Origin of the sequence: Eikenella glucosivorans (genome assembly GCF_016025525.2) — a bacterium.
GTDB classification, from domain to species: domain Bacteria; phylum Pseudomonadota; class Gammaproteobacteria; order Burkholderiales; family Neisseriaceae; genus Eikenella; species Eikenella glucosivorans.
In genome coordinates this window covers 39214-60892 of the sequence record NZ_JACSGR010000005.1, presented here as the reverse complement: position 1 = coordinate 60892, position 21679 = coordinate 39214, and the positions used below count along the sequence as shown (strand labels likewise).

General features: G+C 59.9%; 22 protein-coding genes and 2 tRNA genes. 16 read left to right on the top strand and 8 right to left on the bottom strand.

The window, feature by feature from the left end; translation table 11 throughout:
* Positions 1–35 precede the first annotated feature (35 nt).
* Positions 36–791, bottom strand: a complete 756-nt coding sequence (gene bioH / locus H9Q10_RS07125) for a pimeloyl-ACP methyl ester esterase BioH (RefSeq protein ID WP_197903272.1) — start codon at positions 789–791, stop codon at positions 36–38.
* Between bioH and H9Q10_RS07120 the strand changes: the two genes are divergently transcribed.
* The 8 genes from H9Q10_RS07120 (at position 792) to H9Q10_RS07085 (ending at position 7365) form a co-directional block, all read left to right on the top strand.
* Positions 792–1529 carry a ComF family protein gene (locus H9Q10_RS07120; protein ID WP_197903271.1) on the top strand — a complete coding sequence of 246 codons (738 nt, stop codon included), beginning with the start codon at positions 792–794 and terminating at the stop codon, positions 1527–1529.
* Between the two features lie 108 nt (positions 1530–1637).
* Positions 1638–2102: a tRNA (cytidine(34)-2'-O)-methyltransferase gene (locus H9Q10_RS07115; protein WP_197903270.1), complete on the top strand. Its 465-nt coding sequence runs from the start codon at positions 1638–1640 to the stop codon at positions 2100–2102.
* A gap of 62 nt (positions 2103–2164) precedes the next feature.
* Entirely contained in the window at positions 2165–2965 is an 801-nt protein-coding gene (locus tag H9Q10_RS07110) for a septal ring lytic transglycosylase RlpA family protein (protein WP_197903269.1), read from the top strand.
* Positions 2966–3128: 163 nt separating this feature from the next.
* Positions 3129–3401, top strand: a complete 273-nt coding sequence (locus H9Q10_RS07105) for a type B 50S ribosomal protein L31 (RefSeq protein WP_197903268.1) — start codon at positions 3129–3131, stop codon at positions 3399–3401.
* Position 3402: 1 nt separating this feature from the next.
* A complete protein-coding gene (gene ykgO / locus H9Q10_RS07100; RefSeq protein WP_067593680.1) occupies positions 3403–3528 on the top strand; it encodes a type B 50S ribosomal protein L36 in 126 nt (41 codons plus the stop codon).
* 270 nt (positions 3529–3798) lie between these two features.
* Positions 3799–4494: a DUF502 domain-containing protein gene (locus tag H9Q10_RS07095; RefSeq protein WP_197903452.1), complete on the top strand. Its 696-nt coding sequence runs from the start codon at positions 3799–3801 to the stop codon at positions 4492–4494.
* Between the two features lie 106 nt (positions 4495–4600).
* Positions 4601–6409, top strand: a complete 1809-nt coding sequence (gene aspS / locus H9Q10_RS07090; protein ID WP_197903267.1) for an aspartate--tRNA ligase — start codon at positions 4601–4603, stop codon at positions 6407–6409.
* A 146-nt stretch (positions 6410–6555) separates the two neighbouring features.
* Complete coding sequence (locus H9Q10_RS07085; protein ID WP_197903266.1) at positions 6556–7365, top strand: DUF4274 domain-containing protein; 810 nt, start codon at positions 6556–6558, stop codon at positions 7363–7365.
* Positions 7366–7469: 104 nt separating this feature from the next.
* Here the strand turns inward: H9Q10_RS07085 and H9Q10_RS07080 are convergent, their stop codons facing one another.
* Entirely contained in the window at positions 7470–8720 is a 1251-nt protein-coding gene (locus tag H9Q10_RS07080; protein ID WP_197903265.1) for a D-alanyl-D-alanine carboxypeptidase family protein, read from the bottom strand.
* A gap of 366 nt (positions 8721–9086) precedes the next feature.
* Here H9Q10_RS07080 and ilvA point away from each other — a divergent pair, with 366 nt between their 5' ends.
* The 4 genes from ilvA (at position 9087) to H9Q10_RS07060 (ending at position 12184) form a co-directional block, all read left to right on the top strand.
* Positions 9087–10613 (top strand): threonine ammonia-lyase, biosynthetic, encoded by a 1527-nt coding sequence (ilvA, locus tag H9Q10_RS07075; RefSeq protein ID WP_197903451.1) that lies wholly within the window; start codon positions 9087–9089, stop codon positions 10611–10613.
* A 111-nt stretch (positions 10614–10724) separates the two neighbouring features.
* Entirely contained in the window at positions 10725–11360 is a 636-nt protein-coding gene (locus tag H9Q10_RS07070) for an alpha/beta hydrolase (protein ID WP_197903264.1), read from the top strand.
* A 150-nt stretch (positions 11361–11510) separates the two neighbouring features.
* The gene (gene cutA / locus H9Q10_RS07065; RefSeq protein ID WP_197903263.1) at positions 11511–11834 is read left to right on the top strand and encodes a divalent-cation tolerance protein CutA; all 324 of its coding nucleotides are present in this window, start codon (positions 11511–11513) and stop codon (positions 11832–11834) included.
* Positions 11807–12184 carry a hypothetical protein gene (locus H9Q10_RS07060; RefSeq protein WP_197903262.1) on the top strand — a complete coding sequence of 126 codons (378 nt, stop codon included), beginning with the start codon at positions 11807–11809 and terminating at the stop codon, positions 12182–12184. The genes cutA and H9Q10_RS07060 overlap by 28 nt, the downstream gene beginning before the upstream one ends.
* A gap of 151 nt (positions 12185–12335) precedes the next feature.
* Here H9Q10_RS07060 and H9Q10_RS07055 read toward each other — a convergent pair whose 3' ends face one another.
* The 4 genes from H9Q10_RS07055 to H9Q10_RS07040 all read right to left on the bottom strand — a co-directional run bounded on the left by H9Q10_RS07055 (position 12336) and on the right by H9Q10_RS07040 (position 16200).
* Positions 12336–12998, bottom strand: a complete 663-nt coding sequence (locus tag H9Q10_RS07055) for an HAD family hydrolase (protein ID WP_197903261.1) — start codon at positions 12996–12998, stop codon at positions 12336–12338.
* The gene (hda, locus tag H9Q10_RS07050) at positions 12995–13657 is read right to left on the bottom strand and encodes a DnaA regulatory inactivator Hda (RefSeq protein ID WP_197903260.1); all 663 of its coding nucleotides are present in this window, start codon (positions 13655–13657) and stop codon (positions 12995–12997) included. The genes H9Q10_RS07055 and hda overlap by 4 nt, the downstream gene beginning before the upstream one ends.
* 154 nt (positions 13658–13811) lie before the next feature.
* On the bottom strand, positions 13812–15218 hold the full coding sequence (gene gltX, locus H9Q10_RS07045) for a glutamate--tRNA ligase (RefSeq protein WP_197903259.1): 1407 nt from the start codon (positions 15216–15218) through the stop codon (positions 13812–13814).
* A gap of 274 nt (positions 15219–15492) precedes the next feature.
* The gene (locus tag H9Q10_RS07040) at positions 15493–16200 is read right to left on the bottom strand and encodes a B3/B4 domain-containing protein (protein WP_197903258.1); all 708 of its coding nucleotides are present in this window, start codon (positions 16198–16200) and stop codon (positions 15493–15495) included.
* 192 nt (positions 16201–16392) lie between these two features.
* On the opposite strand from H9Q10_RS07040, the gene H9Q10_RS07035 reads away from it, so the two are divergent.
* The 3 genes from H9Q10_RS07035 (at position 16393) to H9Q10_RS07025 (ending at position 18489) form a co-directional block, all read left to right on the top strand.
* Positions 16393–17250 (top strand): segregation and condensation protein A, encoded by an 858-nt coding sequence (locus H9Q10_RS07035; RefSeq protein ID WP_197903257.1) that lies wholly within the window; start codon positions 16393–16395, stop codon positions 17248–17250.
* A 328-nt stretch (positions 17251–17578) separates the two neighbouring features.
* The gene (locus H9Q10_RS07030; RefSeq protein ID WP_197903256.1) at positions 17579–18049 is read left to right on the top strand and encodes a PaaI family thioesterase; all 471 of its coding nucleotides are present in this window, start codon (positions 17579–17581) and stop codon (positions 18047–18049) included.
* On the top strand, positions 18046–18489 hold the full coding sequence (locus H9Q10_RS07025; RefSeq protein ID WP_197903255.1) for a PaaI family thioesterase: 444 nt from the start codon (positions 18046–18048) through the stop codon (positions 18487–18489). The genes H9Q10_RS07030 and H9Q10_RS07025 overlap by 4 nt, the downstream gene beginning before the upstream one ends.
* A 288-nt stretch (positions 18490–18777) precedes the next feature.
* On the opposite strand, the gene H9Q10_RS07020 is transcribed toward H9Q10_RS07025, so the two are convergent.
* Positions 18778–18864, bottom strand: a tRNA-Leu gene (locus H9Q10_RS07020).
* A gap of 92 nt (positions 18865–18956) precedes the next feature.
* Between H9Q10_RS07020 and rnr the strand changes: the two genes are divergently transcribed.
* Positions 18957–21341, top strand: coding sequence for a ribonuclease R (rnr, locus tag H9Q10_RS07015; protein ID WP_197903254.1), 2385 nt, complete (start codon positions 18957–18959; stop codon positions 21339–21341).
* Positions 21342–21519: 178 nt separating this feature from the next.
* On the opposite strand, the gene H9Q10_RS07010 is transcribed toward rnr, so the two are convergent.
* Positions 21520–21595, bottom strand: a tRNA-Thr gene (locus H9Q10_RS07010).
* Positions 21596–21679 lie beyond the last annotated feature (84 nt).

Genomic DNA, 21679 nt, shown 5'->3' with positions numbered 1-21679 from the left:
AATTGGTGTTCTCATGTTTTCAAATTATCATGTTTTCAAATGGCAGCCGGTTTTTCAGGTAGCCCGATGAACTGCCGGTAGGCGGCGGCAAACTCACCCTCGTGGCTTAAAAACGGGATATGCGCGGCTTTTTCAATCAGCAGCAGTCGGCTGCCCGGCAGGTGGCGGTGCAGGTATTCGCCCATGCGCGGCGGGGTGATGCCGTCTTTGCCACCGAACACGAGCAGCACGGGGCAGCGCACCTGCGGTAGCAGCGCGCGGGCATCGGTGTGTACGGCGGCTTCGAGCGCGGCTTCCAAGCCGGGCGGCACGCCGTGGCGTATCATATCGGGCAGGGCTTCGTTGGCCAAATGGGCGCGTTCGGGGATGTGCAAAAATTGCAGTTGCAGAAACTGCCCCATGTATTTGGCAAAATCCTGCGCAAACAGCGGTATCATCTTGCCCAATGCCGGCTTGGCCAAACCTTCGGGATAATCCGGCGCGGCGGTGAGGCGGGCGAAACTGGCGGTGAGGCACAGGCTGCGCACTTTCTGCGGATATTTGGCGGCAAGGTGCAGCGCCACCAGCCCGCCCAGCGACCAGCCGAGCAGGTGCGCGGGTTCGCCCAACTGCGCGGCCAGCGCGTCGGCCGCGGCAGCCACGTTGAAACTGCCGTCGAACTGCGCCGCCCCGTGGCCGGGCAAGTCGGGCGCGGCAATGCGGCATTCGGGCAAATCGGCGGCCAACAGGTCGAAAATATGGTGGTTGGCGGCCCAACCGTGCAACATCAAAACAGGAATCGGATCAGACATATGGCGCTTTCAACTTGGTTAAGCGGGCAGTGGCGGCATTTTGGCGAAACTTTTCAGGTAGCCTCAAGCCGGGGCAAACGCTGCGTATTATGCCACGAATCTTCCGGCAGCCAGGCGCTGTGTGCCGCCTGCACGGCAGATTTGCACGCCCTGCGGCTGGATGCGCGCCGCCGCTGCCCGCTGTGCGCCGGCGTGTCCGCCTCCGGCCTGCCCTGCGGCCGCTGCCAGCAAAAAGCACCGCCGCAGGCCATGCTCCGCGCCGCCTTCCGCTATGCCCCGCCGCTCAGCAACCTGATCTATGCCTACAAATTCCTCGGCCGCAACGATTTATACGCCGCACTGGCCGAGCTGCTGCTGGCCGACGTGCCCGCCTGGCCGTCGCCGCCGGACGTGGTGATGGCCGTGCCCCTGAGCGTGCCGCGCCTGCACCAGCGAGGCTTCAATCAAAGCCTGATCCTGGCCGAAGCTGTGGCAAAAAGCTTGAATTTGCCGCTTCTGTCGCCATTTGCCGTGAAACGCAGCCATCGTGTGCCGCAAAGCACCCTGCCCCGTCACCAGCGCGCGCAAAACGTGCGCGGGATTTTTCAGGTAGCCTCAAATGCCGATGTAAAGAAGCGTCATGTGTTGTTAATCGACGATGTTGTTACCAGCGGTGCAACAATCGGCGAACTTGCCCGAAGTTTACGGCGGGCGGGGGCTTCGGCGGTTTACGGCTGGGTGCTCGCCCGCCCCGAATGAAAAAAATTTGACCGCCCCGCCCCGCTGCGGCATCATGCCTCCCGTTTCCAAGCGGCTGATTTGCAATAAATCAGCCAAATTTATTTAAACCGCGCTGCATTCCGTTTCATGTTCAGCATCGTTTTATACCAGCCCGAAATCCCGCCCAACACCGGCAACATCATCCGCCTCTGCGCCAACAGCGGCGCCGACCTGCACCTGGTGAAACCGCTCGGCTTCCCGCTGGATTCCGCCAAAATGAAACGCGCCGGGCTGGATTACCACGAATTCACCCACATCCGGCTGCACGAAACCTTTGCCGACTGCCTCTCTGCCTTGGAAGGCCGCCGCATTTTCGCGCTCACCACCAAAGGCCGCACCCGCCCCGACCAAGCCGCCTTCCGGCCGGACGATGTATTCCTGTTCGGCCCCGAAACCCGCGGCCTGCCGCCCGACATCCTCGGCAGGCTACCTGAAAACCAAAAACTGCGGCTGCCCATGCTCCCCGGCAGCCGCAGCATGAACCTTTCCAACACCGTAGCCGTGATGCTGTACGAAGCCTGGCGGCAAAACGGTTACCAAGGCGGCGTATAGGCAAACAGACAGCTTGCCCCAACCGCCCTATTTGCTTGTTTCACTCGAGAACGGAGTTTGTTTTGGCTAAATTGAAAAATGCCTTCTTCATCGGTGTCACCGCCTGCATCGGCCTGTGCACCGCCCTCATCAACACCGCCGCCGCCGAGCCCAAAGCCGCGCCGGTCAAACCCGCCGCCCAGCAGCACCACAGCCAGGGCAGCCTGCATGTAGACGCCGTGGCCAAGCCGGAGCGCCTGCACCAATCCGCCAACCGCAGCTACCAAGTGCGCGGCGTGCGCTACACCCCGATGACCAACGTGCGCCAGTTCAGCCAAACCGGCCGCGCCTCCTGGTATGGCCGCCAGTTCCACGGCCGCCTCACCGCCTCCGGCGAGCGCTACGACATGAACCTCATGACCGCTGCCCACAAAACCCTGCCCATCCCCAGCTATGCCCGCGTGACCAACCTGTCCAACGGCAAAAGCGTGGTGGTGCGCATCAACGACCGCGGCCCCTTCCACAGCAGCCGCGTGATCGACGTATCCCAATCCGCCGCCCGCCAGCTCGGCTTCATCCACGCCGGCACCGCCAACGTGCGCATCGAGCAAGTTTTGCCCAACCAGGCGCGCGCCGAAGCCGACACCCGCCAGCCCGCCGCCAAACCGGCCGGCAACATCTACGTGGATTTGCGCCGTTTCGACCAGCGTAAAGCCGCCTACGATTACGTGGTGCAAACCACCACCCGCCTGCGTCACACCAACAACACCTCGCAGCAGGTATTCATGGTGCCGCAGCGCAACGGCGGCTTCCTCGTGCGCATGGGCCCCTTCTCCCACCAAGAAAAAGCCGACCAAACCAAAGCGGCCGTTACCGAGCTGTAAGCCAAGCCGTCATGCAAACAGGCTACCTGAAAAATTTCAGGTAGCCTTTTCCTTATCCGTACGCCTTTCCGTGCGCATCCCGTCCAGCCCAATTGCGAACCACTCTTGCCTAACGCGCCTTCTTGTGATTAAATGTTATGGTATAACACATGAAAGGCAAATCATGAAACCCAATATCCACCCCGAAAACTACCGCACCGTCCTGTTCTACGACAGCAGCGCCGAAGAAGGTTGGCTGATCAAATCCTGCGCCCCCACCAGCAGCACCATGCAGTGGAAAGACGGCCGGGAGTACCCCGTATTCATGCTCGACACCTCCGCTGCCTCCCACCCCGTGTACACCGGCCAGCAGCGCGAACACAACAAACAAGGCCGCGCCAGCGCCTTCAACCAACGCTACAGCAACATGATGGCCGCCCTGAAAAAGGAAAACTGACATGCAAGTGCTCTCCTCCCTCAAAACCGCCAAAACCCGCCACCGCGACTGCCAAGTAGTGCGCCGCCGCGGCAAGGTGTACGTCATCTGCAAAACCAACCCGCGCTTCAAAGCCAGACAGCGCTAACCCAGGTCATCTGAATAAAGGCTACCTGAAACCCAAGCCTGCTCTGCGAAACCAAAGCCGCCGCCCGGCACGGCAAGCTCCTTCCTCCGATTCAATGCCTTGCCCGCCGGCGCGCTCCGCTCTCCTGTTCAAGCAAAGGCGCTTTGGTTTCGCAGAGCAGGTTTCCGCCGAGCTGGATTTTTCAGGTAGCCTTTCGCCGCCAAACACTCGTTTCTTGCGCCGCAAGCGCGTATAATGCGCCGCTTTACCACGTCCTTCCCGCGCATAGGCATGAGCGAGCACACCCCCTCAGAAAGCAGCGGCATCGGCAAAGCCATCAAACGCTACCTGATCACCGGCCTCTTGGTCTGGCTGCCCATCACCATTACCCTGTGGGTGGTCACCTACATCGTTTCCACCACCGACCACCTCTTCAACCTGCTGCCCAGCCAATGGCAGCCGGAAAGCTACCTCGGCTTCAACATCCCCGGCCTCGGCTTTATCTTCGCCATCGTCGTGCTGTTTATCACCGGCGTGCTCGGCGCCAACGTGCTCGGGCGCAAAGTGATCGAAGGCTGGGATAGCCTGCTCGGGCGCATCCCCGTGGTGAAATCCATCTATTCCAGCGTGAAAAAAGTGTCCGAGAGCCTGCTTTCCGACAACAGCCGCTCCTTCAAAACCCCCGTGCTGGTGCCCTTCCCGCAGCCCGATATCTGGACCATCGCTTTCGTATCCGGCAGCCTTTCCGAATCGCTGCTGCAAGGGCTACCTGAAAACACAGAATACGTTTCCGTGTATGTGCCCACCACACCCAATCCCACCGGCGGCTACTACATCTTCGTGCGCAAGCAAGACATCCGCCCCCTGGCCATGAGCGTGGACGAAGCGCTGAAATACGTGATTTCACTGGGCATGGTTGCCCCCAACGACCATAAAACCAACGGCAAAGCCCCCGCCCCGGCCAAGCTGCCCGAGCCTGCCGAATGATTTTTCAGGTAGCCCCTTCATCCGACCCCAAAGGCTACCTGAAAACCCCGCAAACCTTTACAATTACCCCTTATCGTTTAACAAAACACTTTCAGGAAACACCGAAATGCGTACCAACTACTGCGGCCTCATCAGCGAGCAATACCTAGACCAAACCGTCACCGTGAAAGGCTGGGTGCACCGCCGGCGCGACCACGGCGGCGTAATCTTCATCGACCTGCGCGACCGCGAAGGCATCGTGCAAGTCGTGATCGACCCCGACACGCCCGAAGCATTCAAGCTGGCCGATTCCGCCCGCAATGAATACGTTTTAAGCATCACCGGCCGCGTGCGCAACCGCCCCGAAGGCACCACCAACGACAAAATGGTGTCCGGCAAAATCGAAATCTTGGCCAAAGAAATCGAAATCCTGAACCCCGCCGCCACGCCGCCGTTTATGATTGATGACGAAAACATCAGCGAAACCGTGCGCCTGCAAAACCGCGTCATCGACCTGCGCCGCCCCGTGATGCAGAAAAACCTGCGCCTGCGTTATCAGGTGGCCATGGGCGTGCGCCGCTATCTCGACGCGCAAGGCTTCATCGACATCGAAACCCCAATGCTGACCCGCTCCACCCCCGAAGGTGCGCGCGATTATCTCGTGCCCAGCCGCGTGCACCCCGGCGAATTTTTCGCCCTGCCGCAGTCGCCGCAGTTGTTCAAGCAATTGCTGATGGTGGCCGGCTTCGACCGTTATTACCAAATCACCAAATGCTTCCGCGACGAAGATTTGCGCGCCGACAGGCAGCCTGAATTCACCCAAATCGACTTGGAAACCTCCTTCCTCTCCGAAAACGAAATCATGGACATCACCGAAGGCATGGTGAAGGAAATCTTCCGGAACACCATGAACGTCACCCTCGGCGATTTCCCGCGCATGGAATACCGCGACGCAATGTTCTACTACGGCTCCGACAAGCCCGATATGCGCATCAGCCTGAAATTCACCGAGCTGACCGATTTGATGAAAACGGAAGAATTTAAAGTGTTCCGTGGTGCGGCAGACATGAAAGGCGGCCGCGTGGTGGCGCTGCGCGTGCCGAACGGCGCGAAACTCAGCCGCAAAGAAATCGACGAATACACCCAATTTGTCGGCATTTACGGCGCGAAAGGCCTGGCCTACATCAAAGTCAATGACGTAAGCAATTTGAGCAACGGCGAAAACAGCGGTTTGCAGTCGCCTATCGTCAAATTCCTGTCTGAAGCGGCCTTGAAAGAAATCATCGAGCGCACCGGCGCGCAAAACGGCGACATCATCTTCTTCGGCGCAGACAAAGCCAAAGTGGTGAACGAAGCCATCGGCGCGCTGCGGATTAAAATCGGCAAAGAGCACGGCGCAGAAAACGGCTATTTCACAGACGAATGGAAACCGCTGTGGGTGGTGGATTTCCCCATGTTCGAATACGACGAGGAAAACGACCGCTGGGCCGCCATGCACCATCCATTCACCTCGCCCAAGCCCGGCCATGAAGACCTGATGGCAAACGACCCCGAAAACTGCCTTGCCCGCGCCTACGACATGGTGCTCAACGGCTGGGAAATCGGCGGCGGCTCCATCCGTATTCACCGCGCCGACATTCAGGAAAAAGTGTTCGCCGCGCTGAAAATCACGCCCGAAGAGCAGCAAAACAAATTCGGCTTCCTGCTGGACAACCTGAAATTCGGCGCGCCCCCGCACGGCGGTTTAGCCTTCGGCCTCGACCGCTTGGTGGCACTGATGGCGCAAGCCGAATCCATCCGCGACGTGATTGCCTTCCCCAAAACCCAGCGCGCGCAAGACTTGCTGGTGGACGCCCCCAACCACGTGGACGAACTCCAACTGCGCGAACTGCACCTGCGCCTGCGCCAAAAAGCAAGCGAGCAGAAAGAGAACTAAATCCCGCCTGCCGGTAAATCAAAGGCTACCTGAAAATTTCAGCTTCGCAGAAACTCTGCTGCGCTGCGTTTTCAGGTAGCCTTTTCCATCTAAAAAGCAGCTAAATCTTTGCTATAATTAAAATATTATTATTACTCATTCCCGTCATGAAAACCCTTACCCAGCTCACTGCTGTCCAACAGCAATACATCGATGACCACTTTCATGAAAACGCCGCCTACACCCGTGCCCAATTCTCCCAGCTCACCACCCCCGCCGAGCTGCACTATCTGCAAGAGCAACACAATTGGGACGGCGATAACACCCTGCTGCAATGGATAGCGGAAAGTCCCCTCTGCAGCCGCGCCACCGCCCTCACCATGTTTTGGCTGTCCAATCCACACAACTTCCAAAGCCAAGCCTTGGACAGCAACCCCAACAGCAACACCGATAACCAAATCTTCCAGCTCCTGCAAACCATCATGGCCAACTACACACAAGGCTTCTACTGTGAAACTGCACACCATTTCGATCCCACTCCCTACTGCACAGAAAGCCTCATCATTCCAGACAGTCTTTCTCAACCCAGCCAAGGTGAAGAGCCCTACCTCTATTGGGAAGAAAGTGAAGTAGCAGAGCTGTTTGGAGAAGAGCTTGCCGCCGCCCTACGCCGCTGCGACCGCATGGATCTATACAATATTGCCATTCTCACCCCCGCTTACGAGCTACCTGACCGCGCTTGGCCTATCTGCAACCACCCCCTTTGCGACCGTGCCATCGCCCAACTCGTGTTCTGGCGCATCCGACACCAATGCCACTCCCTCTCCGACAACGCGTTTTGTAGCGAATTCATCCGCCGCTGGCAAGCTGGCGATTGGGCACAGCCCCATCTCGCCTACCACCCTCAAACCGACACCACTCACCAAACTCCGCCCGTGGCATGGGAAATTCCCGCCATTATGTGCCAAGCGGTATAGCTTTATTTTTTATTTTCCAAAAGCACTTCCAAAAACCAAAGGCTACCTGAAAATTTCAGGTAGCCTTTATTCGCTAATAGCCTTTATTCGCCAATCAAGCCGCGTTAAGAGCCGCTAAACATACTCTTAAACCACAGCACGATGCTGTCCCACAGGCGGCCGAAGAAGCCGGCTTCGGCCACGTCTTCCAGCGCCACCACGTCTTTCTGCGCCACCACGCGGTTTTGCGCGTCCATGAATTTCACCGTGCCCAGCACCTGGCCTTTGGTAATCGGCGCGAGCACGGGCTGCACGGTTTCCAACACCGGCTGCAGCTGCGCGGCCTGGCCGTGCGGCACGCTGATGTAGGTAGCATCGAGAAAGCCTACATTCACGGCGTTTTCTGCGCCTTTATACACCTTCACCTGCGAAATAGCAGTGCCGGCATCGTAGAGCTTGGGCGTGTCGTAGGCTTGTAGCGCCCAGTTGAGCAGTTTGCTGCTCTCGGCGGCGCGCGCCTGCATGCTTTCGGTGCCCACCACCACGGAAATCACGCGGCGGCCGTTGCGCTTGCTGGAGGCGACCAGGTTGTAGCCGGCGCTGTCGGTGTGGCCGGTTTTCATGCCGTCCACGTTCGGATCGCGGTAGAGCAGCAGGTTGCGGTTGGGCTGGGTGATGTTGTTGTAGCTGAAGGATTGGATGGCGTAGAGCGGGTAATATTGCGGGTAGTCGTGGATGATGGCGGCGGAAAGGGTAACCAAATCCTGCACCGAGGTGTAGTGCTGGGCGCCGGGCAGGCCGGTGCTGTTTTCGAAATTGGTGTCGCGCATGCCGAGCCGTTTGGCTTCGGCGTTCATCAGCTGTACAAACTGCGCTTCGGTGCCGGCCACGGCTTCGGCCAGGGTGATGGAGGCATCGTTGCCGGATTGCACAATCAGGCCTTTGAGCAGGTCGTTCACGCTGGCGGGGGTTTTCGGGTCGAGGAACATGCGCGAACCTTCCACTTTCCAGCCCTGCTCGGACACGGTGAAGGTTTGTTCCGGCTTGAGCTTGCCTTCTTCCAGCGCTTTGAACACCAGGTAGGCGGTCATCAGCTTGGTGAGCGAGGCGGGCTCGATGTGTTCGTTGAGCTTGTGCGCGGCAAGCATTTGGCCGCTTTGCGCGTCAAACACGGCATAGGCGGAGGCTTTGATTTCAGGTAGCCCTGCAGTGGCAGAAGCTTGGGCGGGGGCGGTATTGGCCGTAGCGGCGGGGGAAGATGCGGCGGCTGGGGCCGAAGCCTGGTTGGCGGCGGCGGATGCGGCCTGGGGCGCGGCTTGCGCCTGCCAGCCGGCGAGAATGAGGGAAACGGTGAGGAGGGTGAGTTTCTGTTTCATTGCGTTGTCTGCGGGTTTGGTTGGATTGGTTTGCTTCAGGCCGGCTGGAGGCTACCTGAAAGCGTGAGCTTCAACGAAGTTAAAACGATGTCTTGGCGTAGCCGAAGCTGAGTTTCTGCGAAGCTAAAGCGATATTTCGGCGCAGCCGAAGCTGAGTTTCTGCGGGGCTAAAACACGGGCAGATGTTTTTCACTGCTGCCAAAGCCACATTTTTCAGGTAGCCTTTATGGCACCGAGCCGTGAGCCAAATCGCGCCGATTATAGCTGCTCAAACCTGCCTTGCTAAGCGCTTAACCTGATTTTTCTTGCCAGCGGCGGCGCAATCGGAGTATCTTGCCGCCTTTTCCAGCCCATTTCACGCCCATCATGCCGCAAGACCACACCGACTACCTCACCCGCATCCTCACCGCCTCCGTTTACGACGTGGCCGACGAAACCCCGCTCGATTTCGCCCGCAACCTCTCCGCGCGCAGCGGCAACCGCATCCTGCTCAAGCGCGAAGACCTGCAGCCGGTGTTTTCCTTCAAAATCCGCGGCGCGTACAACAAAATGGCCAAGCTGCCGGCCGCACTGCTGCAAAAAGGCGTGATCACCGCCAGCGCCGGCAACCACGCGCAAGGCGTGGCGCTTTCCGCGCAGAAGCTCGGCTGCGAGGCCACCATCGTGATGCCGGAAACCACGCCGCAGATCAAGGTGGACGCAGTGCGCTCGCGCGGCGGCAACGTGGTGCTCAAAGGCGTGTCGTTCAACGATGCCTACGACCATGCCGTGCAACTTGCCGCCGAGAGCGGCCAAACCTACATCCCCCCCTTCGACGACCCAGAAGTGATTGCCGGACAAGGCACCATCGGGCTGGAAATCGTGCGCCAGCACCCCAAGCCGATCGACGCCGTGTTCGTGCCCATCGGCGGCGGCGGGCTGGCGGCCGGCGTGGCCGTGTTCATCAAGCAGGTGCGCCCCGAAATCAAAGTCATCGGCGTGCAAACCCACGATTCCTGCGCCATGAAAACCTCTATCGAACACGGCCGCCTGGTTGAGCTCAAAGACGTGGGCCTCTTCTCCGACGGCACCGCCGTAAAGCTGGTGGGCGAAGAAACCTTCCGCCTGTGCCGCGAGCTCTTAGACGACATCATCACGGTGGACACCGACGCCATCTGCGGCGCGCTCAAAGACATTTTTGACGACACCCGCAGCATCTGCGAGCCGGCCGGCGCACTGGCACTGGCCGGGCTCAAAGCCTACACCGCCCGCGAGCAGGCACAAGGCCAAACCCTGATTGCCATCACCAGCGGCGCCAACATCAATTTCCACCGCCTGCGCCATGTATCCGAACGCAGCGAGCTGGGCGAAGGCAACGAAGGCATCTTCGCCGTGTCAATTCCCGAACAGCCCGGCAGCTTCCTCAAATTCATCAACGTATTGGGCAGCCGCAACATCACCGAATTCAACTACCGCTACGGCGACGACGCCACCGCCCACATCTTTGTGGGCATCCAAAGCCGCGGCCCCGCCGACCTGGCCGCCATCAGCACCGAGCTCACCGCAGCCGGCCTGCCCAACACCGACCTCACCGACGACGAAACCGCCAAAATCCACATCCGCTACATGGTGGGCGGCCGCACCAACAAAGTGGCCCACGAGCGCCTGTTCAGCTTCGAATTCCCCGAGCGCCCCGGCGCGCTGGCCTACTTCCTCGGCCGTATGCAAAGCAGCTGGAACATCACCCTGTTCCACTACCGCAACCACGGCTCCGACTACGGCCGCGTGCTGGTGGGCATCGACGTGCCGCCCGCCGACAGCCAAGCCTTCGCCACCTTCCTGCAAGAGCTCGGCTACGTGCACACCGAGCAAACCGGCAACGCCGCCTACCGCCTGTTCCTCGGCCAGGCCTAACCTACTGCCCGCCGCCTAATCCGCATCAATCCGTATATAATTTTCAGGTAGCCTTCCTGCCCTTCAGGCTACCTGAAAACCCAAACCCCTTAACAAACAAAGAGAACCACCATGCTCGCCCCCCAACACCTGCTCTGGATCAACGGCCCCGCCGGCCGCCTGCACACCATCTACCTGCCGCCCGAAGCCCCCGAGCGCGGCGTGGCCGTCGTCAACCACCCCAACCCCCTGCACGGCGGCACCTTCACCAACAAAGTCATCCAAACCGCCGCCAAAGTCTATGCCCGACTCGGCTTCCACTGCTACCTGCCCAACCTGCGCGGCGTGGGCGAAAGCGACGGCGAGCACGACTACGGCCGCGGCGAAACCGACGACTGCCTCGCCGTGATCGACTACGCCCGAAGCCAACACCCCCAAGCCGCCCAACTCCTCATTTCCGGCTTCTCCTTCGGCGGCTTCGTGAGCCTGTTTGCCGCCCAACAGCGCCGTCCCGACGCCCTCGTGCTCATCGGCCCCGCCGTCGGCATGTACGAAACACCCGCCGCCCAGGCCGCCGACCCCGCCCGCACTCTCGTTATCCACGGCGAAACCGACGAAATCGTCCCTCTGGCCAACGCCCTCACCTGGGCCGCCCCGCAAGACATCCCCGTGGTCGTGTTGCCCCAATCCTCCCACTTCTTCCACGGCAAACTCATCCCCCTGCGCGACACCCTGCAGCGCTTCGTGCCCAGCGTGCTGGAAAAGTAAAGCCGACATATTTTTAGCGTCGCAGAAACCCACTTTGTTCATTTCCAGGTAGCCCCAAGCATTGAGGAGGCTACCTGAAAAACCCAAACAACTTTTCAGGTAGCCTGAAACACACAGAGAGGCTACCTGAAACCTAATCCGCCAAACATCATGCCCGCCAGCCAAGCCGCCATCGTCCTCACCACCTGCCCCAGCCAAGCCGAAGCCGAACGCATCGGCAGCCTGCTGCTGCAACAGCGCCTCGCCGCCTGCGTGCAATACCAAACCATCCAAAGCCAATATATCTGGCAGGGCGAAATCTGCCGCGACAACGAAATCCGCCTCACCATCAAAACCGCCACCCGGCATTACCCCGCCGTCGAACGCCTCATCCTTGAGCAGCACAGCTACGACTGCCCGCAAATCCTGCTGTTGCCCGTATCCGGCGGCGCCGCAGGCTACCTGCAATGGCTGCAAAACAGCCTCGCCCCGTGATGGATACCGCAGCCGCCATCCAAGCTGCCATTGACGAAGGCGCACAACACGGCCTCGCCCGGCTCAACCTTTGGCAGCAAACCGTATTCCTCGTTGCCGAAGCCGAGTTGCTCGCCGACATGGGCGCCGAATTTTGTTCGCAATACCCCGCCGACACCTTCGCCGACACCTTCGCCGCCGCCTTCCGCCGCATCGGCGCACAACACATCGCCGGGCTGTTTACCCGCCTCGCCACTCATCCGCACGATACCGAATGCGAACAACGTCTGGCCGCCGCCCTGTCCAACCGCGAAGGCTACAACTACCAAACCCTGACTGATTATGTAGTTTCCCAACAAAAGGCTACCTGAAAACCTGAATGCCGGTGCCAACTCGAATATGCCGGCCACAGCAAAACAGGCTATCTGAAAACGCAGCGCAGCGAAGTTTCTGCGAAGCCAAATTTTCAGGTAGCCTGTGTCGTATCCGCCGTCTGTTTCGGCAGCGCGGCCTGACCGGCGATTAAAAGAGGTTCAACACCGGCCAGCCGTGCTGCTGGGCGGCGGCGAGCAACACCGGGTCGGGGTTCACGGCCACGGGGTGGTTTACCTGCTGCAAGAGCGGCAAATCGTTGCGGGAATCGCTGTAAAAATAGACTTTTTCGTAGTCGGCCTGGGTGTGGCCGCGCTCGGCCAGCCATTGCCGCAGGCGGGTGACTTTGCCGGCCTGGAAGCTGGGCGTGCCGAGATAACGGCCGGTGTAGTTGCCTTTGGCGTCGGTTTCCAGGCTGATGCCGATTGCTTCGCCGATGCCGAATTCGCGGGCGATGGGGGTGATGATGAATTCGTTGGTGGCGGTAATCAGCAGCAGGCTGTCGCCGGCGTCGCGGTGGCCGGCCACGAGCTGGCGCGCCATCGGGCTGATGTGCGGCAGGATGTGGCGCTGCATGAATGTGCGGTGCATGGCGTCAAGCTCGGTGCGGCTGCGTTCGGCCAGCGGGCGCAGCACGAAGGCGAGGTAGGCGTCTAAATCGAGGCAGCCGTCGCGGTAGTCTTGGTCAAACCGGCGGTGGCGCTGCATGTCGGCTTCGTCGAAAATGCCTTCTTCGTGCAGGAAGTTGCTCCATTCGGTGCCGGAATCGCAGTTGATGAGGGTGTGGTCGAGGTCGAAGATGGCGAGGTTCATGGGCTGTCCTGTTGCAGCAGCCGCTTGAGCAGCGGCACGGTGATGGGGCGGTGTTGGGAGAGGGAGTAGCGGTCGAGGGCGTCGAGCATGGCCATCAGGCTGCCGATGTCGCGGCTCCAGTGGTGCAGCAGGTAGCGGAAAATGTCGCTCGACACGTTGAGCTGGCGGGCTTGGGCGGCGGCTTGGAGGGCGGCCAGTTTTTCTTCGTCGCTCAAAGGCTTGATTTCATACACCAGGCAGTAGCCCATGCGGGTGCGCAAATCTTCGCGCACGGCGAGGCGCGGCGGCGGCACGTTGGCGCCGATCAGGAGTGCGCCTTCCCCGCTTTGGCGGATGCGGTTGCACAAGTTGAACAGCACGGCCTGCCCTTCGGCATCGAGCTGTTCGATTTGGTCCAGCGCGAGGCGGCAGCCTGCGGGCGGCAGTTCGCGCAGCGGCTCGGTGGCGGCATCCAGATAACGCGCAGCCTGGCCGGTAGCTTGCGCCTGCGCCGCCCACGCGCGCAGCAAATGGCTTTTGCCGGCGCCGGCCGCGCCCCACACATACACGAACGGCTCGCGCTGCCGCCGCAACACTTGCAGCAGCTCGCCGTTGCCTTGGCCGAGGAAAGTGTCGAAGCCGGGCGGGATGTCGGGGAAGTTGAGGATTAACTGGTTCACAGTGGATAAGGCTATCTGAAAACGATGTCTTGCGAAGCAAGGCGGAGTTTCTGCAAAGCTAAAAAATGCCTGCGGCTAACACCGCTTTTCGGCAAAAGGGCAAAATAAGGCTACCTGAAAGTGCCGCATCATTTTTCAGGTAGCCTTCCCTGCGCTAGGCCGATTCGCGGATGCGTCGCAGCACTTCTTCTTTGCCGATCAGCGCCAGCACAGCATCCACGCTCGGGGTTTTCGCCGTGCCGCACACAGCCAAGCGCAGGGGCATGCCGAGTTTGCCCATTTTGATGCCTTCGGCTTCGCAGAACGGGGCGAACAGGTTGTGGATATTTTCCGCCGTCCAATCCTGCTCCGGCAGCTCGGCCAGCCGGTCGGCAAAACGCTGCATGCGGGAGGGGGCGTCGGCATCCCAATGTTTGGCCACGTCGGCTTCGGCGGGCACGCCTTTGCGGTAGAAATAGGCGCTTTCGGCGGCCAGTGCGTTCAAATCGTGGGCACGGTCTTTCACCAGGGCGAGCACGTCTTCCAGCTTGGGGCCGGATGAAACGGCAATGCCTTGTTGCTCTAAGCGCGGCAGTACCAATCCGGCCAGAGCGGCGTTATCGGCGGCTTTGATGTGCTCGGCGTTGATCCAATACAGCTTTTTCGCATCCATGCGGCTGGCGGAGGAGGAAACATGCGACAAATCAAACCATTGCACGAATTGCTGCATGGTGAAGAATTCGTCGTCGCCGTGCGCCCAGCCGAGGCGGGCAAGGTAGTTGAGCAGGGCTTCGGGCAGGATGCCGAGCGCTTCGTATTCGGTGATGGCCACGGTGTCGCCGCTGCGTTTGGAGATTTTTTTGCCCTGTTCGTTCAGGATCATGGGCAGGTGGGCGTATGCGGGCGGGGTGGCGCCGAGGGCTTTGAAAATGTTGATTTGCTTGGGGGTGTTGTTCACGTGGTCGTCGCCGCGGATCACGTGGGTGATGCCCATGTCGTAGTCGTCGGCCACCACGCAGAAGTTGTAGGTGGGGCTACCGTCGGCGCGGGCGATGATGAGGTCGTCGAGCGCGGCGTTGGGGATGCTGATTTCGCCTTTTACTAGGTCGTGCCAGGTGGTAACACCGTCCAGCGGGGTTTTGAAGCGGATAACAGGTTCGCGCCCTTCGGGGATGGGCGGCAGGGTTTTGCCGGGCTCTGGGCGCCAGCGGCGGTCGTAGGTGGCGGTGCCTTCGCGCTCGGCGCGTTCGCGCATTTCGGCCAGCTCTTCTTTGCTGCAATAGCAGCGGTAGGCATGGCCTTCGTTGAGCAGTTTTTGTATAAGCTCTTTATAGCGCGGGAAGTTTTGGGTTTGATAAACGATGCGGTCGGCATTGTCGGCGTGCAGGCCGACCCACTGCATGCCGTCGAGGATGATTTTGACGGATTCGGCGGTGGAGCGCTCCAGGTCGGTGTCTTCGATGCGCAGCAGGAATTCGCCGCCGTGGTGTTTGGCGAAGGCCCAGCAGTAGAGGGCGGTGCGCACGCCGCCGATGTGCAGGTAGCCGGTGGGGCTGGGGGCGAAACGGGTTTTGATGGTCATTGGTGGCTTTCGGAACGGGGGATTTTGAAAGACGGTATTGTATCGCCAAAGGGCGGGTTTTTTCTAGCTCGGGCCGGGGCGGTAAGGATAAGGGCTACCTGAAAGCGATGTCTTGCGAAGCAAGGGTGAGTTTCTACGAAGCTAAAATTTTCAGGTAGCCTGAATGGCATGTATTGGCTTTGCTTGTGTTAAAGGCTACCTGAAATTTTCAGCTTCGCGAAATTTCGCTGTGCTGCGTTTTCAGGTAGCCTCATGCGTTTCACGGCATCAGCGCTCAATCCAGCGGCGCTTCCGCACAGCCGGCATCCAGCACATGATGCACCAGCCTGCCGCCGCAGTATTGCTCAATCAGCGTGCCCAGCTCTTCTTGCGCCGCGCGCAGTTCTTCATCGCTCACTTCCGGCAGCGCCTCGATCACAAACACGCAGCGCGTTGTGTTTTCGGTAATCACCGTGCGCGCCACTTCGCGCCAGTTCCAGCGGCGGCAGATGGCGCCTGCGTCGTCTTTGTAGAAAATCTCGCCTTCCGCCGGTGCCTGCGCTTCGTCTTTGCCCAACACCACCACCGGCACTTCGTCCGTCCCGGCGTAAGTGAGCTGCAAATCGCCCTGCATCGCGCTCAAATCTTCGCCGCCCACCGGCACGGTGTATTTCAGCGAGATGTAGTTATAAATGTCCACCAGCGGGCTGATGCTGCCCAGCTCCTTGCCTTTGGACACACGCTTGTACAGCGCCTCCACCGAGCTCGGGTATTCCTTGGCCTTCACGCCGAATTTGCGGTAGGCCTCGCGCCAGGCCGCAATCTTCGGCAGCTGCGCCACCGGCTGCCCTGCGCAGGCCGCCGCCGCATCCGCCGCCGCCTGCTGCAACTGCGGCAGGAAAGCCGCCGCGTCCACCTTATTGTTCACACCGTCCGCCACGCTCACGCCGATGCGCAGGCCGGCAAATTCCTCAAACAATTTTTTGTTTACCATGAATTTCATCGCTTCATCTCCTAAACTTAAACCAGCAAAGTGCGGCAATTTTGCCCTGCCTGCCCTATAATGCCAAGCCTTTTCATGCTGATTTCTTCAGGCTACCTGAAAGCGTAAGCTTCAACGAAGTGGACCGATGTCTTGCGCAGCAAGGCTGAGTTTCTGCAAAGCTAAAGCGTAAGTTTCAACGCAAATAAAACCATGCCCCACGCCCCCTCCAGCGCCCCGCCCAATATCGCCACCCTGTTCGGCCAGCCCGTTACCGACCTGCCCGCCGACCTTTTCATCCCGCCCGACGCGCTGCAAGTGGTGCTGCACAGCTTCGAAGGCCCGCTCGATTTGCTGCTCTACCTCATCCGCAAGCAAAACATCGACGTGCTCGACATCCCCATGCTCAAAATCACCGAGCAATACCTCGCCTACATCGCCCAGATGAACGAGCAAAACCTCGATCTGGCCGCCGAATACCTGCTGATGGCCGCCGTGCTGATCGAAATCAAATCCCGCCTGCTGCTGCCCGTGCCGCCCGCCGCCGAAGAAGATGATTTGGCCGACCCCCGCGCCGAGCTGGTGCGCCGCCTCTTGGATTATGAGCAGATGAAGCTCGCCGCCCTCGGCCTCGACGCCCTGCCCCGCGCCGGCCGTGATTTCGCCTGGGCCTACCTGCCGCTGGAAATCAGCGCTGCCGTGCAACCGCCCGAAGTGCGCCTCGCCGACCTCACCCAAGCCTGGCTGGCCATCCTCGCCCGCGCCGGCCAGCGCCGCAGCCACACCGTGGTGCAGGAAAACGAAGCCCTCTCCGTGCGCGCCACCATGAGCCACATCCTGCACCGCCTGCAAGAAGGAGGCTGCCGCTTCAGCCGGCTGTTTGCGTCCGAACGCAGCGTGGCGCAGGTGGTGGTGTGCTTCATCGCCCTGCTCGAGCTGGTGAAAGAAGGCCTCGTGCGCCTCACCCAGGAAGACGGCGCGTTCGGCGACATCCTCGTCAGCCTGCCCGGTGAGGCGGACGAATATGCCGCGCTCCAATCCGAAAGCGATGCAGAAAAAGAGGCTACCTGAAAAATTCCCTGCTGGTGTTAACTGCATTGAAGCTTATGCTTTGGCTTTGCGGAAACTCAGCCTTGCTGCGCAAGACATCGCTTTCAGGTAGCCTCCATTCTTGATTATCGCCCGCATCAGGGGTAGAATTTTCCGCGTGGGAAATGCCTCATTCCCGTTTCGGACGTAGAGATCAGGGTGCGGCGCGTGTAACACGCTCTGGCATTAATCGCTTGAGGATAATCCCACTTTAAAGAACGGTGCGAAAATCGCGCCGTTTCCTAATTCCACCCTATCTGTTCCGATTTTCAGGTAGCCATCCTTCCCTCCTAATCCATCAGAAAACACCATGCCCGCCAACCCAGCCCTCTACCGCATCCTCAGCCAGCACTACCTCGACCTCCCCCATTCCCGCGCCATCGGCCTGCGCTACGAAGGCATCCGCGGCCGCCGCCCCGTGCTCAGCTTCGACTGGCAGCCCCACCTCGTTGGCCGCCACGACACCCAAACCATCCACGGCGGCACCATCACCACCCTCGTCGACATGGTTTCCGCCTGCGCCGTCACCGCCCAGCTCCCCGGCGCCGAAATCCTCGCCACCCTCGACATGCGCATCGACTACATGCACCCCGCCACCCCCGGCCGCCGCATCTACGGCCGCGCCGAATGCTACCGCCTGGCCGGCCAAGTCGCCTTCGTGCGCAGCAGCTGCTACCAAGAAGATCCCGCCGACCCCTTCGCCCTCGGCATGGCCACCTTCATGCGCACCCCCCTCACCCCCGAAGAACAAGCCAAACTAAAGGAAATGTTGCAAGCATGAGCACCCCCTTCACCCACATCCCCGAGTTTACCGCCCGAGCCGCCGACCTCATCCCCTACACCGAATTCATCGGCCTGCAATGCGGCGAATCAAACGGCAACCCCCTCTTCGCCCTGCCCTATAAACGCGAAAACATCGGCAACGTCTTCCTCCCCGCCCTGCACGGCGGCATGCTCGGCGGCTTCATCGAAAGCTGCGCCGTCCTCTTCCTCTACCACCAGGCCGGCCTCAGCGAGCTGCCCAAAATGATCGACTTCTCCCTCGACTACCTGCGCAGCGGCAAACCCGAAACCACCTACGCCCGCTGCTCCCTCACCCGCCAAGGCAGCCGCATCGCCAACGTCGCCGTGGAAGCCTGGCAGTCCGACCCCGCCAAACCCATCGTCGTCGCCCGCTGCCACTTCCAAATGCCCGCCAGCCACGCCCGCCCGCCGCGCTAAACCTTCGGCAAGTTTTGACACACAAAAACCACAGCATCCATATCGATGCTGTGGTTTGCTCTTGGGCGGCACAACAGGCTACCTGAAAATCCCACCATGGTATTTTTCAGGTAGCCTTATTCATTAGCTTTTATATTGAAAATATTGGTAATTATTTAGCAAAAAGGCTACCTGAAAACATTAATCACAGCGTAGCTCACAATATCCGCAAATTCCCATTCCGTCTCACATCATTCGCACCCATAAAAAACCCGCACGGCGCAAACCGTGCGGGTTTCAAAACTCTGTTGGTGCCCAGGAGAAGACTCGAACTTCCACACCCGTGAGGATACCAGCACCTGAAGCTGGCGCGTCTACCAATTCCGCCACCTGGGCTTTGCTTTAATCGGAGCTTTGCGTTAAAGTGCGTTGCTCTTTATGCAAGAAGCGCGCATTATAGCGCCAATTTTCCACTTGTCAATTTATATATGAAGAAGAAAACCTCACTGCGCCTGCAAGACCCTTATCTGCAACGGGAAACCCAACGCTACGAACACCCCCTGCCCAGCCGCGAATGGATTACCGAAATGCTGGAAGACCGGGGCATCCCGCTGAAAACCGAATCCCTGGCCATCCTGCTCGACATCGCCGAACACGAAATGCCCTTTTTCGAACGACGCCTCGGCGCCATGGCTCGTGACGGGCAAATTCTCATCAACCGGCGCGGCATGGTGTGCGCCGCCGAAAAACTCGCACTGGTGAAATGCCGCATCGAAGCACACAAAGACGGCTTCGGTTTCGCCGTGCCGCTCACGCCCGACGGCCAAGGCGACTTTGCCCTCTCCGCCCGCCAGATGCGCGGCCTGATGCACGGCGACACGGTAACTGTGCGCCCAGCCGGTACCGACCGGCGCGGCCGCCGAGAAGGCCAGGTGCTCGATGTAATCGAACGTGCGCAGAAAACCGTGGTCGGCCGGCTTTTGGTGGAGCGCGGCATCGCCATGCTGGCACCGGAAGACCGCCGCCTGCCCGACAACATCCTGCTCGAACCCGACACACTGGGCAAAGCCAAACCCGGCCAGGTGATTGTGGCAGAAATCGATGCCTATCCCGATGCGCACCGTCCGGCCGTAGCCAGCGTGGTGGAAATTCTGGGCGATTACGCCGATAGCGGTATGGAGATCGAAATTGCCGTACGCCAGCATCATCTGCCGCACCACTTCTCCGCCGACTGCGAAAAAGCTGCCGCCAAGATCCCCTCATCCGTGCGCAAATCCGACCTCAAAGGCCGCGAGGACCTGCGCAACCTGCCCTTGGTTACCATCGACGGCGAAAGCTCGCGTGATTTCGACGACGCCGTTTATGCTGAAAAACAAGGGCGCAACTTCCGCCTGGTGGTGGCGATTGCCGACGTGAGCCACTATGTGAAGCCGCAAGATGCGATTGACGCCGACGCGCAGGAACGCGCCACCAGCGTGTATTTCCCGCGCCGCGTGATTCCCATGCTGCCCGAAAGCCTGTCCAACGGCATTTGCTCGCTCAATCCCGATGTGGAGCGCCTCTGCATGGTATGCGACATGGTGTTTACCTACGCCGGCAACCTCAAATCCTACCGTTTCTACCCTGCCGTGATGCGCTCGCACGCACGCCTCACCTACACCGAAGTGTGGGACTGGATTAAAAACGGCAGCAGCAACCCGCTCAAACCGCACATTGACACGCTCTACAAGCTCTATCAAATCCTGCTGAAAAAACGCCAGCAACGCGGTGCCATGGAGTTTGAAAGCACCGAAACCGAGATGATTTTCGACAAGCAGGGCAAAATCAAACGCATCGTGCCCGTGGCGCGCAACGAAGCCCACCGCCTGATTGAAGAATGCATGCTCGCCGCCAACGTGTGCGCTGCCGAATTCCTGCTGAAAAACCAACACCCCGCCCTGTTCCGTAACCACCTGGGCCCCACGCCCGAAAAACTCGCCACCCTGCGCGAGCAGCTCGGCCTGCTCGGCCTTTCCCTCGGCGGCGGCGACAAACCCACCCCGCTCGACTACGCCGCCCTGTTCGCCCAAACCGCCGAGCGTCCCGACCGCGAGCTGATCCAAGTGATGCTGCTGCGCTCCATGCAGCAGGCTGTATACGAGCCCGGCAACAGCGGCCACTTCGGCCTCGCCTATGCCGCCTACACCCATTTCACCTCACCCATCCGCCGCTATCCCGACCTGCTCGTACACCGCGCCATCAAAGCCGTGCTTTCAGGTAGCCGCTACACCCCCGCCGAAAATTGGGACGCGCTGGGCATCCACAGTTCCCAATGCGAGCGCCGAGCCGACGAAGCCAGTCGCGACGTGGAAAACTGGCTCAAAACCTACTACATGCAAGACAAAGTGGGCGAAGTATTCAGCGGCACGGTAAGCGGCATGGCCGGCTTCGGCCTGTTCGTCACCCTCGACGACATCCACATCGAAGGCCTCGTACACATCAGCGATCTGGGTGAAGACTACTTCAATTACCGTGCCGACACCATGAGCATTGAAGGAGAACGCAGCGGACTGCGCTTCGGTATGGGCGACAAAGTAGTGGTTCAGGTAGCACGCGCCGATTTGGATACCCGCAAAATCGACCTCTCCCTCATCAGCGGCGGCAACCTGCCCTCCCGCAGCGGCAAAACCGCCAAAAGCAAAGCCAAAGCCGCCACTGGAAAAAGCAAGCCCGCGGCAGGCAGCCCAAATGGCAAAGCAAAAAGCAAAGGCAAAACCGCAGCCACCCCGTCCAAGCAAACCCGTAGCCGCAAAAACGGCAGCCAAGCGGCCGCAAAACCCGCAGCCCCGGCCAAACCCAAACGCAAACCCCGTTCCCGCAACACCGGCACTTAGGCTGGCTGAAAAGGCTACCTGAAAAATTCCGGTTCACGGCAACCATGCCCGTATAACCCGTTTCAACTCCGTTGAAACCCACGTTTTAGCTTCGCAGAAACTCGCTTTGCTCCTTTTCAGGTAGCCTTTCTTCAAACGCCAAGCCAGCAAAAAGCCCCGCATCAGCGGGGCTTCAATCTGGTGCCGGTAAAGGGAGTCGAACCCCCGACCTTCGCATTACGAATGCGCTGCTCTACCAACTGAGCTATACCGGCAAACGCGCGCATTATAATACAAACCCTCTACCGAAGGACACCGCTCTTCAAATAAACCCCAGCCCGTTCCATTGCAGCCGGGAT

Bases quoted from the DNA above. Each gene is read 5' to 3' on its own strand.
- H9Q10_RS07055 (WP_197903261.1), bottom strand. From the start codon at position 12,998: ATGAACCTCGCCATCTTCGACCTCGACCACACCCTCATCAACTGCGAT.
- H9Q10_RS07115 (WP_197903270.1), top strand. From the start codon at position 1,638: ATGTTCAGCATCGTTTTATACCAGCCCGAAATCCCGCCCAACACCGGC.
- H9Q10_RS07035 (WP_197903257.1), top strand. From the start codon at position 16,393: ATGCCCCACGCCCCCTCCAGCGCCCCGCCCAATATCGCCACCCTGTTC.
- H9Q10_RS07085 (WP_197903266.1), top strand. From the start codon at position 6,556: ATGAAAACCCTTACCCAGCTCACTGCTGTCCAACAGCAATACATCGAT.
- aspS (WP_197903267.1), top strand. From the start codon at position 4,601: ATGCGTACCAACTACTGCGGCCTCATCAGCGAGCAATACCTAGACCAA.
- H9Q10_RS07030 (WP_197903256.1), top strand. From the start codon at position 17,579: ATGCCCGCCAACCCAGCCCTCTACCGCATCCTCAGCCAGCACTACCTC.
- cutA (WP_197903263.1), top strand. From the start codon at position 11,511: ATGCCCGCCAGCCAAGCCGCCATCGTCCTCACCACCTGCCCCAGCCAA.
- H9Q10_RS07040 (WP_197903258.1), bottom strand. From the start codon at position 16,200: ATGAAATTCATGGTAAACAAAAAATTGTTTGAGGAATTTGCCGGCCTG.
- H9Q10_RS07120 (WP_197903271.1), top strand. From the start codon at position 792: ATGGCGCTTTCAACTTGGTTAAGCGGGCAGTGGCGGCATTTTGGCGAA.
- H9Q10_RS07105 (WP_197903268.1), top strand. From the start codon at position 3,129: ATGAAACCCAATATCCACCCCGAAAACTACCGCACCGTCCTGTTCTAC.
- H9Q10_RS07080 (WP_197903265.1), bottom strand. From the start codon at position 8,720: ATGAAACAGAAACTCACCCTCCTCACCGTTTCCCTCATTCTCGCCGGC.
- gltX (WP_197903259.1), bottom strand. From the start codon at position 15,218: ATGACCATCAAAACCCGTTTCGCCCCCAGCCCCACCGGCTACCTGCAC.
- H9Q10_RS07095 (WP_197903452.1), top strand. From the start codon at position 3,799: ATGAGCGAGCACACCCCCTCAGAAAGCAGCGGCATCGGCAAAGCCATC.
- H9Q10_RS07025 (WP_197903255.1), top strand. From the start codon at position 18,046: ATGAGCACCCCCTTCACCCACATCCCCGAGTTTACCGCCCGAGCCGCC.
- H9Q10_RS07060 (WP_197903262.1), top strand. From the start codon at position 11,807: ATGGCTGCAAAACAGCCTCGCCCCGTGATGGATACCGCAGCCGCCATC.
- ilvA (WP_197903451.1), top strand. From the start codon at position 9,087: ATGCCGCAAGACCACACCGACTACCTCACCCGCATCCTCACCGCCTCC.
- rnr (WP_197903254.1), top strand. From the start codon at position 18,957: ATGAAGAAGAAAACCTCACTGCGCCTGCAAGACCCTTATCTGCAACGG.
- H9Q10_RS07070 (WP_197903264.1), top strand. From the start codon at position 10,725: ATGCTCGCCCCCCAACACCTGCTCTGGATCAACGGCCCCGCCGGCCGC.
- bioH (WP_197903272.1), bottom strand. From the start codon at position 791: ATGTCTGATCCGATTCCTGTTTTGATGTTGCACGGTTGGGCCGCCAAC.
- ykgO (WP_067593680.1), top strand. From the start codon at position 3,403: ATGCAAGTGCTCTCCTCCCTCAAAACCGCCAAAACCCGCCACCGCGAC.